The organism is Microcystis sp. M113S1, assembly GCF_020246945.1.
Classification (GTDB): Bacteria; Cyanobacteriota; Cyanobacteriia; order Cyanobacteriales; family Microcystaceae; genus Microcystis.
Genome location: NZ_JADBSA010000087.1, coordinates 1 through 17,440, shown reverse-complemented (window position 1 = coordinate 17,440; position 17,440 = coordinate 1). Strand labels below are relative to the sequence as shown.

Genomic DNA, 17,440 nt, shown 5'->3' with positions numbered 1-17,440 from the left:
GTGGTCAATTACCTAATTTTCAGGGAAAAAGTCCCTGAATTTTCCCCCCAATCACTCCAAGGGTCGGCACTTTTTGAGGGAAAAAAAGTCTAAAAACCTTGTTGGATAAGGTTTTTAGATTTATTCAGCAAACCCTAACTACGTCCCCGAAATCCTACTCATGGGGTAGATAGTCAACAGCTGATTAAGGTGATTGATCCTCGTGGAGAAGTTTTAAGCGATCGCTCAAGGTTTTAGTTAAGCGGACAGTTTCCCGTTTTAGCGAATTTTGTTGATAATCAAGCACATTAATCCCTTGACCGATGTTTACAGTCGCTTCGCTTCCCCATCCGGGGTAAGGCTGATTATAACTAATGCTTACTGGTAAAATCTTTATATCTGCATCGGATTTCATCGTCTTAACTTCCAACGCAATCCGCGCTACCCCCGGTTTAAGAGGATGAACCACTCGATCGCGACAGATACCCCCTTCCGGAAAAATCGCCACCATTTCCCCCGCAGCCAACAGTTCGACGCTATGGACCAGACTACCCATACCGGGGTGATCGGTATTGACAGGAAAACCCCCCAAACGTCGGATAAACCAACCTTGTACCCCTTTCATCTCGTTAGCGGAAACCATAAAGCGCAAATCGCGTCTACTAACTAAGCGTCCCACCGCGTAGGGTAAAATCAGCGCATCCCAACGAGAACGATGGGTAGGTGCAAGGATGACACCCCCCGTTAGGGGAATATTTTCCTGTCCTGTGACGGTTATTTTGCTGAAAAAAGCCGGTAAAACTAGATAATTTCCCAGAAAATAACAAAAGCGAATTAAACAGGGATTAATTCGGGAATTGACAGCAGGACTTTTTCTAATGGTGAGGGACTCGTCAACGATAGTGCTTTGAGACATCCGAAGTGTTAGGAAAGATCGAGACTTTCTGACCACTTCTACTTTAGTCTAGTTGTCTGGGGGGTCGCCATCTTGTCCTGACCAGTTCGGCAATTGTCTTGGGGGATTAATGGTTAGGATTGCGGTTCTACTCCTGATCCTACCGGTGCGATCGAGTTTAATTGCAAAGAGGGATGATCTTCTTTCACTTGCTGTAAATTCCACTCATTTTTGAATAATAAGACAGGACGACCCCAGTAATCTTTGACAGTTAGAGTATTAAAGAGTTTACCGGCTTTTTCTAAAGCGGCCCAACCCCCGGCTACCCAACGGGCTAAACTATAGGCTAGGGGTTCGAGGGTAGTTTCGGCTCCGTACTCGCTTAAAAGACGGAATTGCACCACTTCAAACTGTAATTGACCGACAGCGGCTAAAATCGGGTCGCGTTTAAATTCATCGATCGAGGATAATATCTGTACGGCCCCTTCTTCCTGTAATTCCGAGACTCCTTTTTGAAACTGTTTGAACTTGGAAGGGTTAGGATTTCTGAGATAGGCGAATAATTCCGGAGAAAAACAGGGAATCCCTTCGTATTCGAGCTTTTTACCCATATAAATCGTATCACCGATCGCAAAGACCCCGGGGTTATTCAATCCGATCACATCTCCGGGATAAGCTTCTTCTATAACTGCCCGATCTTGGGCAAAAAGTTTCTGAGGACGGGATAAACGGATAGTTTTACCGGTTCTAGCGTGGTTTACTACCATATCCTTCTCGAATTTCCCCGTACATACCCGCACAAAGGCCACCCGGTCGCGATGTTTGGGATCCATGTTTGCTTGCAGTTTGAAGACAAAACCGGTGAAATCGGGATAGGTGGGATCAAGGACACCGAGGGAGGAATTGCGTCCTCTGGGGGGTAATCCATAGTCGAGGAAGGATTCTAGGAATAATTTCACCCCAAAATTGGTCATGGCGCTACCAAAAAAGATCGGGGTCATTTCTCCTGCGTGGACTGCTGGCAAATCCAATTGGGTGCCCAATTCCGAGAGCAGTTCTATATCCTCTTTTAACTGGTAATACAGGTCTTTTTCGAGATAATCCTCAATTTTGGGGTCGCCAAGCTCGATCACGGTTTCCTGCGCCTCCTGAGAGCCGTGGGAGCGACGTTCAAACAGGTGTATGGTCTGGGTAGCCCGATCGAAGACTCCCCGAAAGCGATCGCCAATTCCGATCGGCCAATTGACGGGATAGGTCTGTAATCCTAATTCTCGCTCGATTTCGTCCAATAAATCCAGAGGTTCGCGGCCGGGGCGATCCATTTTGTTAACAAAGGTAAAGATGGGTAACTGTCGCAGTTTGCACACTTCAAAGAGTTTTCTGGTTTGGGGTTCCAAACCTTTGGCCGCGTCGATTAACATCACCGCATTATCGGCAGCGGCTAGGGTACGATAGGTATCTTCGCTAAAATCTTGGTGGCCGGGAGTATCGAGGAGATTAATCTGAAAATCACGATAATCGAACTGTAAAACCGTGGAAGTAATCGAAATTCCCCGTTGTTTTTCCATTTCCATCCAGTCGGAGGTGGCTTTGCGTTGGTCGCGTCTTGCTTTGACTGCACCCGCTTGATGGATTGCACCCCCGTATAGTAACAGTTTTTCGGTCAGGGTGGTCTTTCCTGCGTCAGGGTGGGAGATAATGGCAAAATTTCGCCGTTTTTCCAAGACAGCTTCGCTGGTTTCTAGTTCTTTTTCAATTTCGGTCGTCATTCTAATTTCGATCGCTTTCCTATCTTTCTATTCTAGTTTAAGTGGGGAGTTAGATATCTTTATGGCTCTGATTCTAGGTTAAACTCAATCCGGCTCTGTAAAACCATTTCTGCAATTACCGCTCCTCCTTTACCTTGAGCTAAAACCCGCTCAAAACGGTTGATTAATTCGGGAATATTGATCACTTCCTCTACAGATTCTAGATATCTTTCGACAATTGCCCTGATCTTGTATCTTATCTTAGCTTGCTCCGCAACTTTTTCTAAAATTTCCTCGCAAGTCTGCTCAGTTTTAACCACAAAAGTAATGGGATATTTTTGCACTTTATCAATATCTAAAAAATATTTATCAGCAGCTATCGTTTCCGTAACTTGAAAAAATCGTCCTAGGGGTTTCATGACAAAATCTATCCCCCCATCATTGGCATTTGTTCGACCAGTTTTATATAAAAGTAAGTATTCAGAGTTTAACCGATCGGGCGACCATCCCCAATATATTTTCTGTTCCCCATAATACTCTTTAAGAATTGCATAACTGACAATCTCAAAAACTCTAGCATCAATGTTGGATCTCAGTAAACTCCGAATAAATTCAATGGCTCTCTGGGGGTCTTGCTGTTGAATATCAATCATCTGTTGACAATAGCTGATAAATTGATTAAATGCTTTTTGTCTTGTTTGCACATAGGCATCAATTATATCTATAATGATCGGCGCAATATTAACTTGATTACCCTCTAGAGAAACCTTAATTAGATTCTCATTAATCCAGTATCTATTGGTTTTAATATCTCTAATTACCGGTAGATAAGATAAAGTGGGAAAATATTTTTTAAATTCCTCATTTAATCGATGATTGAGGGCATGATTTTGTAATTTATTGCCAAAAGGAAGCTGCCTTTGCCTGCGAAAAAGTCTGATATACTGAGCGCCTTGATACTCGTCGTATCCATCCTTAAGATGAAACTCATTATTAATATAGTCTTCCACTAAAACATAAATAGCATAATGATTAGCCAATCCTGCTCGGGATTTAGAACCTCGATTAGCGGCTCTAGTTTTAATGTTCAAATATTGCAATAATTCCCTAGAGTTTAAAATGCTATTTCCCTGATTAGGAAAGTAATTATCGATAATTTTAATAATTATCTTTGTAAATTCATGCTTGACTATCGACATCGAAAATACTCTCCTGCACAAAATTATGTTCCCGTTCATTTTTGCTTTTCTTCCTATAGCTTTTTTGAGGAGGTAGTAACTTTTCTTCCCTGTATTCTTGCAATCCGAGAACCCGTCGAAGACCAATTTTTAAATATTCCTCTTGCAATTCTATACTAATAGAAATTCTTCCCAAGCGTTTAGCTACAGCTGCAGCTGTAAAAGTTCCTGCAAATGGATCAAGCACAATTCCACTCTTGTCAGTGCTGGCCAGAATAATTCTTTCTAGCAATGATTCAGGTTTTTGTGAGGGATGATTTTCGTATTCATCCATGCGATATCTTACCCTAGGGAAATACCAGACATTGCCCGGTACTTTCTCTGTATTGTATTGACTGGGAATCGCTTTTCTATAATCAATTAGTTTTCGTTTTGCTCCAGTTTTTGCTTCTATCTTAATATCCTTTGAATTAAAAGTGTAATTATTTTTATCTTTGACACAATGCAGTATTGGTTCATACATAGAACCAAAGTATTTTGTTGCTTGTACTCCTGAACTATCATAATGCCAGATAATGCGACTAAGAATCGTCATTTTTTGTCTTAAGTAAAGATCAAAGTAAGGCATTGCTTGAGTGCTGGCCATAACATATAATGTTCCCTGGGGTTTCAAGATACGAAGACACTGATCAAGAATTTGATTTCCCCAATTTATATAATCATTTTCCGATTCCCATTTGTCGTAAAAATCGGCAAAATGCTTTCCTATATTATAGGGAGGATCGAGAAAAATTAGATCTACAGAATTAGAGGCAATCTCACTGGATAAAATCGGCAAAGAATCACCATGAAATATAACTTGCTCATCAGCTTCGTATCGTTTAAACATGATCATTTTTTCAATTTAAAGTAGTTAGATTTTTACTAGGAAATGTCTCAGTTTTTAACCTCCTTAGCAATTAGGATAATTTACAGACTTTCTCATAAAGATGAAGTATAAACTAATTTGGTATTGATGACCGACTTCTGACGACGGACTCCCCACAACGAAAACTTGGGTTTTTAAGCCTTTAAATATTTTAATATGAGTCAGTATCCCGCGGTCTAATAATCGGGACGAATTATTTCTAGTAAATTTCTAGCCACTGCTTCCACTACAGTTATAGGAACAGCGTTTCCGAATTGTTTTTTAGCGATGGCTGACTGTTGATGATAGATAAAATTATCTGGGAATCCTTGTAATTTACGCGCATCTTGGGGAGTAATTTCTCGAAATTTTTTGGGTTTATAGATTTTCTTTAAAAACAATTGTTTGTATTCTTGGGGATGAGTAGCGGTAATTGAAATAGTAGCAATATAATCTTTAGCACCCGTAGCGGTTAGGGTAGGAATAATATCGGCCGTCGGTAAAATAATCCGATAAATGCCGTTAATTCCTGTCATATTTTTCGAGTTAATAAATTCATACTTACCCTCCTGCGTTTGCCAACAAATCCCCAGAGAAACTAACTGATTTAGTTCCTCGATTTTTAGATCGGGTATAATTTCCAAAAAAGTAGAAAAAGCCACGGGATGACCATCTTTTTCGCCATACTTTTTACTGCGTCTTAATTTCAGCAAAGCTAAACAGATACTTTTTTGTCGTTCCGTAGTTTTGATAATATCCCAAGAATGAATAGTTGTGTGGCCATTTCTTAAATCAGAAAAAATAAAAAAGTCATTTAATTCATCTTCTTTTTGAAAACGAGTTCTCGATGGAGGAACAAAACCATTAAATAAAGTATCCGCAGATAACTTGACTTTCTTAACCGGTTGAATATTCTTGATGTCTTCTAAAATATCCAAAACCTTCGGATGGATACCCAAAGGTAAAGGAAATTTAAACCGATCATAGTTTTCTATATCTTTTCTAATTCCTACGATAAAAACTCTCTCGCGATTCTGGGGTAAACCAAAATCGTAGGCATTTAATAACTGCCAGTAAACTTGATAACCACCGCTGGTTAATTCATCGATAATTAATTCTAAATTCTCCTGATTGCGAGGACTAGCCAACCCACTGACATTCTCGAAAATAAAGCTTTTTGGTTGACTTTTCTGGACTAATTTAATCACATCAAACCAGAGTTTTCCCCGGGGGTCATCAAATCCTCGTAAACATCCCGCTACCGACCAAGGTTGACAGGGAACACCGCCGACAATAAGATCAAGATTATCGGGTAAATTGCTAATTTTACTCACATCTCCGAAAGCAATTTCATCGCTGTTGAGATAGCTAAGAAAATTTTGTTGATAAACTTGGATTGCCTGTTTATCGATTTCTGAATAGCCTAAACAACGTCCTCCCAATTTCTCCAAAGCGATTCTAAACCCACCGATTCCCGCGAATAAATCGACAAAACGATACTGGGGATGGGTGATAACTAGATGTAGGGGTAATTGGGTTTGTGTGCTGACTTTAACTGTGGTTTTCAAGGGTAAATAATTCCTTTTCACCGTCTGGGAAGATGTGTGTCTGTATTAATTATTTTAGTATAACTTAAGAGTTTTTTTCTGGGTATTTTCAGCCGATAGAGGCACGACAATAATAGACCTCTTGTAACCCACATTCCGCACTTCAAATTGTAGTAAGCTGTACTGAATTTAAACTGCGTATTCAAAATTTTAGTACAAATGCTCAAACTTCCTCTCCCTGCTCCTTCTCCCTTGCAGTCTTAACGAGCAATTTAGATAGTCAACAGCTTATGGCTGGTCGCATATAAAATGAAAATAACATAAGTATTTATACTTATGTTCTTGGGGCAGAAAAAGTGAGAAACTAAAAAAGTTCTCAAAAAATAAGCTAAGACGTATTTAAACCGCTTATTCTTAGATTAGCCGAATCTCCCCCAATCCCTTTACTGTTGCCTCTTGCCTCGTCTGGCCCAAGCAATTTAAATTACGAACAGCTTATTCAAGTCAAGAAAAATGTCAAAGATAGAAGTAAAAAATCTAGACCACTTTCGTTTTAGATCGAAAACAATTGACAAAAATCGCCGAATGTCTTTCTCTATAAGGGTTTCATCCCTCGAACCAGTTTTTGCTTCAAAGCCAGCTGAACAAGATTTCTTTGACCGAATTTGGTTCTCTCGCATCCGTGTCTTAACCTGTCGGTGATTCACCAAGATGTGTCAGGCAGTCAGATAAAAAAGTTGTTTCTGGGCGGGGAATCCCTACAATAGGAAACAGGATAATTAGTAGTAGATGAAAACCGATGGGTCAGTTTTTTAAACAAACTTTCGCTAGTTGCTTGGGAACTTTATTGGGATTATTGGTATTTTCGTCCCTAGGTGTGGGGGGATTAGCATTTTTACTGCTTTCTTTCCTTAATTCTAGCGATAGCTCCTCAGTTAAGGAAAAATCGGTCTTAGTTTTTAACTTAGCCACCAATATCAGCGATGCTCCCCCTAGTTCTAGTTTAGCCGATAGTTTGACCGGTGAGAGTACGACCACTTTAAATTTGCGACAGGTGATAGCGGCGATCGAAAAGGCCGCCCTTGATGATAATATTGTCGGTCTGTTACTCTACGGTCGCGGCACTGTCGGTGAATATGGCTATGCTACCCTGACGGAAGTGCGGCAAGCTTTGGCAAAATTTCGCCAATCGGGTAAAAAAATTATCGCCTACGATGTGGAATGGACGGAAAAGGAATATTATCTCGCTTCCGTTGCTGAAAAGGTGATTATTAATCCCGTGGGGAGAATGGAAATTAATGGTTTAAGTAGTCAACAAACCTTTTTTGCCGATGCACTAGAAAAATATGGTGTCGGGGTGCAAGTGGTAAAAGTGGGTTCTTTTAAAGGTGCGGTGGAACCCTATACGCGTCAGGATTTAAGTGTCCAGAATCGTCAGCAGCTGCAAACCCTACTCGATACAATTTGGTCTAATTATAGTGCCACAGTGGCCAAAAGTCGCAATTTAACCCCCCAACAAGTGCAAACTATTTCTGATACTCAAGGTATTCTGGAAGCAACCACAGCGAAAAAGGCGGGTTTTGTTGATGAAGTGGCCCATTTAGATCGAGTAATTGTTTTAGCAAAGGAGTTGACAAGAGAAGCAAAAAATAAAACTAATGAGGAGGAAAACTCTGGCTCTTTTTCGCAAATTTCTTTAGCTAATTATGCTAGTTCTCTCGCTGATGAGGGGGGAGATAGTAGCGATCAAATAGCGATAGTTTATGCAGAAGGGACAATTGTGGATGGTCAGGGAGATAGAGGCGAAATCGGTGGGGATAAATTGGCGAAGGAACTGCGAAAATTACAAGGGAAGGAGGAGGTGAAAGCGGTAGTTTTAAGGATTAATAGTCCGGGGGGAAGTGCCACCGCTTCTGAGGTGATTCTGCGAGAAATTAAGCGTTTAGATGCGAAAAAACCAGTAATTATTTCTATGGGTGATGTGGCTGCTTCTGGGGGTTATTGGATTGCCATGGGTGGTCAAAGAATTTTTGCCGATAATGATACGATTACTGGTTCGATAGGTGTGTTTGGATTATTGTTAAATATCCAGAAAATTGCTAATAATAATGGCATCGATTGGGATACGGTGAAAACTGGACAATTAGCTGATATATCTACTATTACCAGACCGAAAAATCCCCAAGAATTAGAAATTTATCAAGCGGCAGTTAATCGGTTCTATGATTTATTTATCGAGACGGTAGCCAAGGGGCGAAAATTATCCCCAGATAAGGTAAGAAGTGTGGCCCAAGGTCGCGTGTGGACGGGAAAAGATGCGGTCAAAATTGGTTTAGTTGATCAAATCGGTGGCCTAGAAGCGGCAGTACAATACGCAGCCAAAACAGCTAAATTAGGAGATGATTGGAGTCTTAAAGAATATCCTCGATCGCAAAGTTGGCAAGAAGAACTTTTTTCTAATTTATTGCAAACCTATCTTCCTCCTCTAACTAAAAATAATCACCCTTTGACGCAGGAATGGCAAAATTTTCAGCAGGAATTATTGAAGTTACCTACATTTAATGATCCCCATAGTGTTTATGCTAAGTTACTTTTTAATCTCGATTTTCGCTGATATCAGGTAAAAATAATGCCCGCTAATTCTGAAATTGTTTGACAAAAATTTCTATGAATCGCCCTAATAGCGTTATTCTCGGTTTAGCCTATATTTTGGGACTGTTATCTACAGGTCTGGTAGATTTTAGTCCGCAGTTAAACCGATGGCAAGAAGTGGTAATTAGAATTGTTATTCTTAGTCTAATTACCCTATTAACCACGATTTTTATCCGTCGTTTTTGGTGGCAAAGTCCCCCGATAAAAATTTGGCTGATGGGGGGATTAATAGCTATATTTGCCGTTGTTTATCTAGAAATTCGTACTCCTTACCCCAGCGCAAACGATATCAGTCATCTTTTAAAAAATAATGTGGTTAACTCTATTAAAATCACGGGCAGTATTATATCAGAAATTCGTCTCAATCGTCGAGAAAATTTACAATTTTGGTTAGAAGTAAAAGAATTTAGCCTCAAGAATTTACCGACAGAAAAATCCGCGGGTAAACTCTACGTTACTCTACCAAATCTAGCAGAAAATCAGGTTTACCCCGGACAAAAAATAACAGTTAAAGGATTACTTTATCGTCCCCGTCGTGCCAATAATCCCAATGCTTTTGACTTTGCTAATTATCTAGCGCGTCAGGGTGCTTTTGCTGGTTTAAAAGGGGAAATAATTATCGATAAAAAATCACCTACTTGGGGAGTTTGGCAGATTCGTCAGCGCATTGTTGAGGCACAAATTCAGGGAATAGGCCAGGAAAAAGGGACTTTATTAAGTTCGATTACCCTCGGACGACAAGCGGTTAATTTGCCAGCAAAAATCACTGATTTATTTATTAAAACTGGATTAGCTCACATTTTAGCAGCTTCTGGCTTTCATGTGGCTATTTTGTTGGGATTTGTTTTAACTATCACTCGCAATTTATCCCCCAAACAACAGTTTATTATTGCCATTACTATCTTAATAATTTACGGCACTTTAACCGGGTTACAACCTTCAGTCTTGAGGGCGATTTTGATGGGAATTGGGGCATTAATCGGTCTGCTTTATAATCGACAAGTTAATAGTTTAGGTTCCCTGTTACTAGCGGCTACAATTCTATTATTATGGCAACCTCTCTGGATTTGGGATTTAGGATTTCAGTTAAGTTTTTTAGCGACTTTGGGATTAATTATTACCGTTCCTTTACTGAAAAATAAAATTGACTATTTCCCTAATTTAATCGCTGAACCTATAGCTATTAGTCTAGCTGCTACTCTCTGGACTATGCCTTTATTAATGTTTACGTTTAACTCGATCGCTCTTTATAGTATCCCCATTAATATTATCACAACTCCTCTAGTTACCCTGATTAGTTTAGGAGGAGTTTTTACTGCCTTTTTAGGCTTAATTTATCCCCCTTTGGGCAGTATCAGCGCTAGTATTCTCTATTACCCTCTAGAGTTATTACTGCAAATTACCACCTTTTTTAGTCTGCTTCCTTTTAGTACCTACTCCACAGGTAAATTATCTTTAGGAGTGATGTTAATTATTTATATTTGCCTTACCTTAATCTGCTTTAATATCTGGTTTCGTCAACGGTGGCATTTAATCGGTTTATTTATCCTCACTTTAATTTTAATACCGATTATTTATCAGCATTTAACTTTAACTCAGGTGACAGTTTTAGCCACCAAATCGCAACCGGTAATAATTATTCAAAATCGAGGAAATACTCTCTTAATTAATGGGGAGGAACCCGCAACAGCACGTTATACAGTTTTGCCCTTTTTGCGACAGGAGGGAATTAATCAAATACAAGGAGCAATAACCGTCAATAATTCGGCGCAATTCTCAACTATCAGTGAGAGCATACCGATCAAAAAAACTCTTAATTTGTCCCAGTCAGAAAAATTTAATCTTGGCGAAATTACTGGACAATTGCTCGAGAAAAATTTATTTAAATTTCAGGTAAAAAATCAATCTTGGCTATGGATTGTCAACCCGAAAAACCCCGTTAATTTATCCCAAGAATTTAGCCCCCTAGTGTTATTATGGCAGGGAAGCAATCTAGACAAACAATGGTTAGAGTCAATTCGACCCCAAACAGCGATCGCTGTCACCACCAATCTCTCCCGCAATGTCAGAAATCAACTGAGAAAAGCCGGTATTAAGACTTATTGGACTGGGAGAGATGGAGCGATTCAATGGACAGCAAAAAATGGATTTCAACCCTTTCTAATTAATGAGTGATGTGTACTACCAAAACTGAACAGGGAGCATGATGCACCACATAATTACTGACACTACCTAAGATTAACTCAGATAAACCCGATCGACCGTGACGACCAACAATAATTAAATCTATCCCCTCTTGCTGGGCAACTTGACAAATTTTCTGTCCCGGATCACCAATATAATAATCAGCCCGGACCGTGATATTATCTTCCTTAGCTCGATCGACTAAACCGTTTAACCAAGCTTGTAATTCCGCCTGCATTTCTTCGGTGATTTGTTGTTCTAAGGCGATCATATCGGGGGGATAACCGCCACCATAACCGATCAGATTACCATAAATAAAAGTTTCCGTGTAGGGAGTCAAAGGTTTAGACAGACTATAAATAATCCGCAACTCACTAGCGTAGGTTTTCGCTAAGAGGATAGCCGTATTCAATACCTCTGGAGTGACATCTTGATAATCCACAGCCACGAGAATTTTATTATAGAGTTTGTTGGTATCCCGATCGACTGAGATTGTTTCCGTATTATTCATAGAATTGCCTCCTCGATAGCAGATAAGCTCAGGGATAAAAACCATTGCCAGCAATACACCCGGGAAATAGCAGAAAATTGCTGAAAGCTGATGACTGATAGTTGACGCTCCCCTACCTCTAGTGTGACATTTTTCGGATGATGTAGCTAAATCCCCAAAAAAATTAACAATTTACCCCACTGTCACCCCTGTCCTAACTTATAGCAGTTATCTTAATGGTGAGGTATGAGGTTTTCGTTTTGGGGAGACTCCGAGACGATACCCTATAGGGTTATACTTCATCTTTATGAGAAACGCCGTATTTATAGTTTTAACCGATAAATTGCTTGATCGGTGTTGATACGCTAGATTTTTTAGAAAAGTATTGATCTTGAGATACAATATGATTGAGATTTTTTGCGGCAGCAGAGCTAATCAAATGAATGAAGATAGCAAAAATTATGAGATGCAAATTCTGGCAATGATGATCAATCAGTATTTAGATGATATGGTATCTCTGAGTGAAGAAAAATTAAATCAGCTAGAAGCAAACCGCGATCAGATTGTTTGGGATTTAGCCACAAGAATTTACAAGGAAAGTGGTCATAAAGTAGAATTTCATATAATACGAAACTTAATTAATTCTAGAATTGAAGTTATGAGGTATCAGTTATTTTTCAGTAAATCCAGTCTATTAGAATCAAAGAGAATCGATGAAGAGAAAGCTATGAAAATAGCAGAACAAAAAGCTAATGCTATTATTAATGATAAAAAAATTGATGATACCGAGAAAATAACATCACAAGAAAATGAACGACAATTGGCAATTTTTATCAAAGTTCAAGAGATAATTAGTTATCAATTAGAGGTGGAAAAGTCTGAGATACATATTGATGATGAACTATTTTATTTACAATCTAGTAGTTATAGTTCTTATAGCTTTTATACGTCTAGTTCTTCCTTTGATAGTTGGTCTGACTTATTATCAAATTGGGGAGGAGATGAACTTGATACGATTGACTTAATCATGGCTTTAGAAGAAGAATTCGAACTTGAACTTGAAGAAAAATGCCAAGAATTTACAACAGTGAAAAAGCTAGTTGATTATCTTGCTGAAAATTTAGGCAAGTAACAATATTAATTTTTATCACAATATCTCAAGTTATCAGCCAAATATAGCTATAATCCAATTAGAGCGAGTTCTAAACCAACAACTTATGATTAGTCGCTACATTGTTGCATGGCTCCCGATGATCGTAATAGGAATTAGTAACGGTATTCTCAGGGAAAGCACCTACGGAAAATATCTCGATGAACTACGCGCTCATCAAATTTCTACCCTGACAGGAATCATTTTTTTTAGTCTTTATATTGGCACTCTTGTCTATTTTTGGGTTCTAGAATCCTCCAGCCAAGCAATTACTATCGGTTTAATTTGGTTACTATTAACAGTGGGTTTTGAATTTCTGTTCGGCCATTTTATTGCCGGTCACTCTTGGTCAAGATTAGGACAAGATTATAATCTTTTAGCGGGACGAGTTTGGATTTTTGTTCTCTTGGTCATTACTTTTGCTCCCTTACTATTTTATCAACTTTTTTCTTAATTATGAAAGCTATTATCATTAATCGCTATGGCGATAGTAATGTTCTCCAATACACAGAAATAGAAAAGCCAATTCCCCAAGCGAAAGAAGTCTTAATTAAGATTATGGCAGCGGGAATTAATCCGATTGATTGGAAGATTCGTCGGGGAATGCTAAAAATAGCCACAGGTAATAAATTTCCCCTGCAATTAGGTTTTGATTATGGGGGAATTATCGTTGAAAAAGGCATTCAGGTGGAACAATTCCAGATCGGAGATGAGGTTTTTGGTTTTCTCAATCAATTACCGGGTAGAACCTATGCTGAATATGCAATTATTCCCGCTTCCCTGTTAGTTAAAAAACCGCATAATCAGAGTTTTATTCAAGCTGCCGCCACTCCTTTAGCCGCTTCTACCGCGTTGCAAGTCTTGCGGGATTTTGGCGGTATTCAAGCGGGGAATCGGATTTTAGTTAATGGTGCATCGGGAGGAGTGGGTAGCTTTGCCGTGCAGATAGGGAAAATTTTCTCCGCGCAAGTTGATGGAGTTTGTAGTAGTAAAAATATCGATTATGTCACCTCTTTAGGAGCAGATAAAGTTATCGATTATACCCAAGAAGATTGGAGAAAAACTGAGCAGAAATATGATCTAATCTTCGATGCTGTGGCTAAGTCTTCTTTTTGGCACTGTCGTCAGCTTTTAAAACCCCAAGGAACCTATATAACCACCCTACCAAATCCAGGGATTATCCTCTTAAATTATCTCACTGCTTGGTTGCCCCAAAAAGGGAAACTGATATTTTTTGCTCAAGCACAAGCGTCCGACTGGCAATTTCTCAAAGAAGCGATCGAATCGGGACAATTAACTGTTAGAATCGATCGCACCTATACTTTTTCCCAGGTGGTAGAAGCTCATAATTATAGTGAATCGGAAAGAGTGCGAGGAAAAATAGTCTTGATCCCCGATTAAGGATAAATAGTTAGGGATTTTCCCGATTTTTTGGGGAACGAGTAAATAGTTTTAAGTAGGTAGAAACAGAGAATTCTTTAATTGGAAAGGTGATAAAAGTCAAGGGATTAATAGTAATAATAACATTGCGGCTATCCCTTTGTACCGCCTTGATAATCTGTTTAGCCACCCAATCGGCGGACATAATACCCACAGGATTTAAATTACTCTTAAAAGGACCAAGAATTAGCTTTCTTACCACACAGGGAGCATCTAAACGACGCAGGGTAATCAGATCACCGATCGCTCGTTTACTGAGTTCGTAGAGGGGACTAAAGGCAGGATTAACCTCCGCTTCCGAGGTATTCACCCAGACTTCCTTGCGGGCAATTTGCTCGTTAGTGCGGACAGTTTTGAAGAATAATTCCATTAAACGCCAGACGGAAAAAGTATTCACTTCGTAGGCTAATTCGATCGCTTCTGGGGTTCTTTGGCCGTGGACATTAACGCCATGATTTAAAATCAGTATATCTACAGACTTAAATAGGTTCTCAAGTTGCGTTTCTTCACCGATTTGCCATTTTACGGTTTTTACAGGTACTGATTCGCCGTTAATTTCAATAGCGATCGCATTCTCCCCGGAAGTGAGCGCGATCACCTTGGCTCCCTTCAGTTGTAGGTACTTTAAAAGCGATCGCCCTAAGGTTCCATTCGCTCCGGTAATGGCGATCGTTTTGCCCTTGAGAGAAAGTGCCGTCCCCATCAATTTATCCATAAAGGTGAAAGTTCCACAATAATAAGCCTTTTGGTTATCAAAATGGTGTCGCCAGTGGTAGGTACGATTCACGCGCCATGGAGCGGGTAAACTCTCAAATTGCCCCGGACGATGGGTTAAATCGGTTAATTCGTCCAGATTTGCCATACCTAAACCTCGACCGATCGCCGTACTGAGAAAAGCCATAGTATAAAGGGAGCCTAACCAACCCAACCAAGGGCGATCGAACCCCCAAGAGTAGGCCAGTAGTACAGGTAAAACACTGGCAGCCAACATAACCAAGGCCTCCGGTACATCATTGTACCAGTGCGCCTTGCGATAAATTTCCTCGCTCATGACCGACAGATCGGGACGAAAAACCCGATGATGCCAGACGTGCAGACGATAAAGGGGCTGCCAATGGTGGGCCAGAGCATGATAGGAATCACGCACGATCTCCACCCAAATAATTGAGCCACAAATCAGTCCGACACAGAGGAGCAGGTTTGACATAGGGGATAAATGTTAAATTTTCTCAACAAATGTAAACAAAGCAATCTTAACCGAAAAAGCGCATTTATCGGGTAAAAGGAACCAATAGCTTGAAAAACTAGGGTTTATTTCCCGAAACAACTTAAGATTCTGTTAAAAATTTTAACAATTTTCGGTAAGATAAAGCAAGAAATAAGCTTCTATTTGAACAATTACTTAACCTGAGTCGATTATGGCAGAAAATTATTGGTCGCGAGAGGATGATAACGAAGAATTAGACCCGATCGGTTCCCTCCTATCTGACTGGTCCGATCCCGAAGACGAGGAGGACGAATTTAGGAGCGAAATTTTTCAAGGCCGATCGGGACGCAGACAGAAAGCGGCTTTTAGCCTCATGGCGATCTGGACAATAATTATCGCACTTCATTGGCTGAGTTGGGGTTATTGGGCAATTATCGCCTTAACCATGGTACTATCGGGGCAAGCTTTGCGGCTGCTGTTCACCAAACCAGAAACGCAGCCAATTCCCTTACTGGATAAGGATTTAGCCTCTCTACCCAGGGTTTCCCTCTTAGTAGCGGCCAAAAATGAAGAAACCGTAATCACGAAACTGGTTAATTATCTCTGTCATCTAGACTATCCCCAAGATAAGTTAGAAGTCTGGATCGTCGATGACTATAGTACCGATAACACGGGTGCGATTCTCGATCGCCTTGCTTTAGAATATCCCCAATTAAAAATTCTCCATCGTCCTGCTAATGCTGGAGGTGGCAAGTCCGGGGCCTTGAATCAGGTTTTATCCCTGACTAACGGGGAAATTATCGGTGTATTCGATGCGGATGCGGGATTATCCTCCGATCTACTGCGTCATGTCGTGCCAATGTTCGAGGATCGAGAAGTGGGTGCGGTACAGGTGCGAAAAGCGATCGCCAATGCCGCCGAAAACTTCTGGACAAAAGGACAAGCGGTAGAAATGATCTTTGATAGCTGTTTCCAACAGCAACGGATCGCGGTGGGAGGGATCGGAGAATTGCGCGGCAATGGTCAATTTGTCCGACGTAGTGCCTTAAATCGTTGCGGGGGTTGGAATGAACAAACGATCACCGACGATCTTGATTTAACTATTCGTCTCCATATCGATAATTGGAAAATTAATGTCTTAAATTTTCCCGCAGTAGCGGAAGAAGGGGTGACAAGTGCGATCGCTTTATGGCATCAGCGCAATCGTTGGGCCGAAGGTGGTTTTCAGCGTTATCTCGACTATTGGAAAGCGATTTTAAAGTCTCCCATGCCTTGGCCGAAAAAGTTTGATTTAATTGCTTTTTTGCTCGTTCAATATATCTTACCTGCGGCCGCTATTCCCGATCTTTTAATCACTATTACTCGTCATCAAACCCCGATTTTAACTCCTTTAACTGGTTTAGCTCTTTCCCTTTCTATGTGGGGGATGGTGACAGGATTAATCCGAGTCAATACGGGTAAAAAATTCACTTTTGCTCTCGGTTTGGACATCCTTGCTCAAACCATTCGCGGCATGATTTATATGATGCACTGGTTTATTATTATTCCCAGTGTCAGCCTGCGGATGGCTTTGCGTCCTAAACGTTTAAAATGGGTGAAAACCGTGCATCTGGGGGAACATCTCAGCGCCGAAGTTTAATTTTCGAGGATAGACTCCAAAAACTTTGGCCTTATCAGGCTCGAAATCCCCTGTCAATCAAGGTTACAGCCTTTGGAAACCCCTTTTGGAAAAATTTCCAATTTCCTTAATCATGCTTGCTACCAATAATGTGTTAATTTAGATACAGAATTGAATTCCGTGACAGCACTGGGGTGGCGAAAAGCGCTCGCTCCAGTTTTTTTTGTGATCGGTTAGTGGAATGTCTGCGCTGCGCTTGTTAATTACTTTAAGGTTAAATCCAGCGAAAATGCCATTAATTTCCGGATTTATTGATACTTATCTCAATCTAAATCCGGTGGAAGAGATACAATTTCAAGAAGAGATTAGCACATTTAGTCAACCCGTACAGGAGGGAGTTATGCAAATTACCACCAGTTGGATGCGTCAAGGTATCGAACAAGGT

At 40.2% G+C, this 17,440-nt stretch carries 13 protein-coding genes and 1 pseudogene; 7 read left to right on the top strand and 7 right to left on the bottom strand.

Annotation, left to right across the window (positions count from 1 at the left end; translation table 11 throughout):
• Positions 1-184: 184 nt before the first annotated feature.
• The 5 genes from IM319_RS04975 to IM319_RS04955 form a co-directional block, all read right to left on the bottom strand.
• Entirely contained in the window at positions 185-895 is a 711-nt protein-coding gene (locus IM319_RS04975) for a lysophospholipid acyltransferase family protein (protein ID WP_287078023.1), read from the bottom strand.
• 113 nt (positions 896-1,008) lie between these two features.
• Positions 1,009-2,643: a peptide chain release factor 3 gene (gene prfC, locus IM319_RS04970; RefSeq protein ID WP_287685604.1), complete on the bottom strand. Its 1,635-nt coding sequence runs from the start codon at positions 2,641-2,643 to the stop codon at positions 1,009-1,011.
• Between the two features lie 59 nt (positions 2,644-2,702).
• Positions 2,703-3,821, bottom strand: coding sequence for a restriction endonuclease (locus IM319_RS04965; RefSeq protein WP_287734863.1), 1,119 nt, complete (start codon positions 3,819-3,821; stop codon positions 2,703-2,705).
• Complete coding sequence (gene yhdJ / locus IM319_RS04960; RefSeq protein WP_287734862.1) at positions 3,802-4,689, bottom strand: adenine-specific DNA-methyltransferase; 888 nt, start codon at positions 4,687-4,689, stop codon at positions 3,802-3,804. Before yhdJ ends, IM319_RS04965 begins: the two co-directional genes overlap by 20 nt.
• A 215-nt stretch (positions 4,690-4,904) precedes the next feature.
• A complete protein-coding gene (locus IM319_RS04955) occupies positions 4,905-6,275 on the bottom strand; it encodes a DNA cytosine methyltransferase (protein ID WP_287734864.1) in 1,371 nt (456 codons plus the stop codon).
• A gap of 778 nt (positions 6,276-7,053) precedes the next feature.
• Between IM319_RS04955 and sppA the strand changes: the two genes are divergently transcribed.
• Both sppA and IM319_RS04945 read left to right on the top strand, forming a co-directional pair.
• Entirely contained in the window at positions 7,054-8,868 is a 1,815-nt protein-coding gene (sppA, locus tag IM319_RS04950; RefSeq protein WP_287734861.1) for a signal peptide peptidase SppA, read from the top strand.
• Positions 8,869-8,921: 53 nt separating this feature from the next.
• Positions 8,922-11,081 carry a ComEC/Rec2 family competence protein gene (locus IM319_RS04945; protein WP_287734860.1) on the top strand — a complete coding sequence of 720 codons (2,160 nt, stop codon included), beginning with the start codon at positions 8,922-8,924 and terminating at the stop codon, positions 11,079-11,081.
• Here IM319_RS04945 and IM319_RS04940 read toward each other — a convergent pair.
• Positions 11,071-11,601: a universal stress protein gene (locus IM319_RS04940; RefSeq protein ID WP_287734859.1), complete on the bottom strand. Its 531-nt coding sequence runs from the start codon at positions 11,599-11,601 to the stop codon at positions 11,071-11,073. The two genes, IM319_RS04945 and IM319_RS04940, sit on opposite strands and share 11 nt — an antisense overlap.
• 382 nt (positions 11,602-11,983) lie before the next feature.
• On the opposite strand from IM319_RS04940, the gene IM319_RS04935 reads away from it, so the two are divergent.
• The 3 genes from IM319_RS04935 to IM319_RS04925 all read left to right on the top strand — a co-directional run bounded on the left by IM319_RS04935 (position 11,984) and on the right by IM319_RS04925 (position 14,131).
• On the top strand, positions 11,984-12,712 hold the full coding sequence (locus tag IM319_RS04935) for a phosphopantetheine-binding protein (protein WP_287734857.1): 729 nt from the start codon (positions 11,984-11,986) through the stop codon (positions 12,710-12,712).
• An 85-nt stretch (positions 12,713-12,797) separates the two neighbouring features.
• On the top strand, positions 12,798-13,184 hold the full coding sequence (locus IM319_RS04930; protein WP_287685592.1) for a hypothetical protein: 387 nt from the start codon (positions 12,798-12,800) through the stop codon (positions 13,182-13,184).
• A gap of 2 nt (positions 13,185-13,186) precedes the next feature.
• Positions 13,187-14,131 (top strand): NAD(P)-dependent alcohol dehydrogenase, encoded by a 945-nt coding sequence (locus IM319_RS04925; protein WP_287734855.1) that lies wholly within the window; start codon positions 13,187-13,189, stop codon positions 14,129-14,131.
• Between the two features lie 10 nt (positions 14,132-14,141).
• Here the strand turns inward: IM319_RS04925 and IM319_RS04920 are convergent, their stop codons facing one another.
• A complete protein-coding gene (locus IM319_RS04920) occupies positions 14,142-15,377 on the bottom strand; it encodes a bifunctional sterol desaturase/short chain dehydrogenase (RefSeq protein ID WP_287734854.1) in 1,236 nt (411 codons plus the stop codon).
• A 211-nt stretch (positions 15,378-15,588) separates the two neighbouring features.
• Here IM319_RS04920 and IM319_RS04915 point away from each other — a divergent pair, with 211 nt between their 5' ends.
• Positions 15,589-17,016: a glycosyltransferase gene (locus IM319_RS04915; protein WP_287734853.1), complete on the top strand. Its 1,428-nt coding sequence runs from the start codon at positions 15,589-15,591 to the stop codon at positions 17,014-17,016.
• A gap of 229 nt (positions 17,017-17,245) precedes the next feature.
• Positions 17,246-17,440: pseudogene (locus IM319_RS04910) on the top strand (flagellar assembly protein H); the annotation flags it as partial.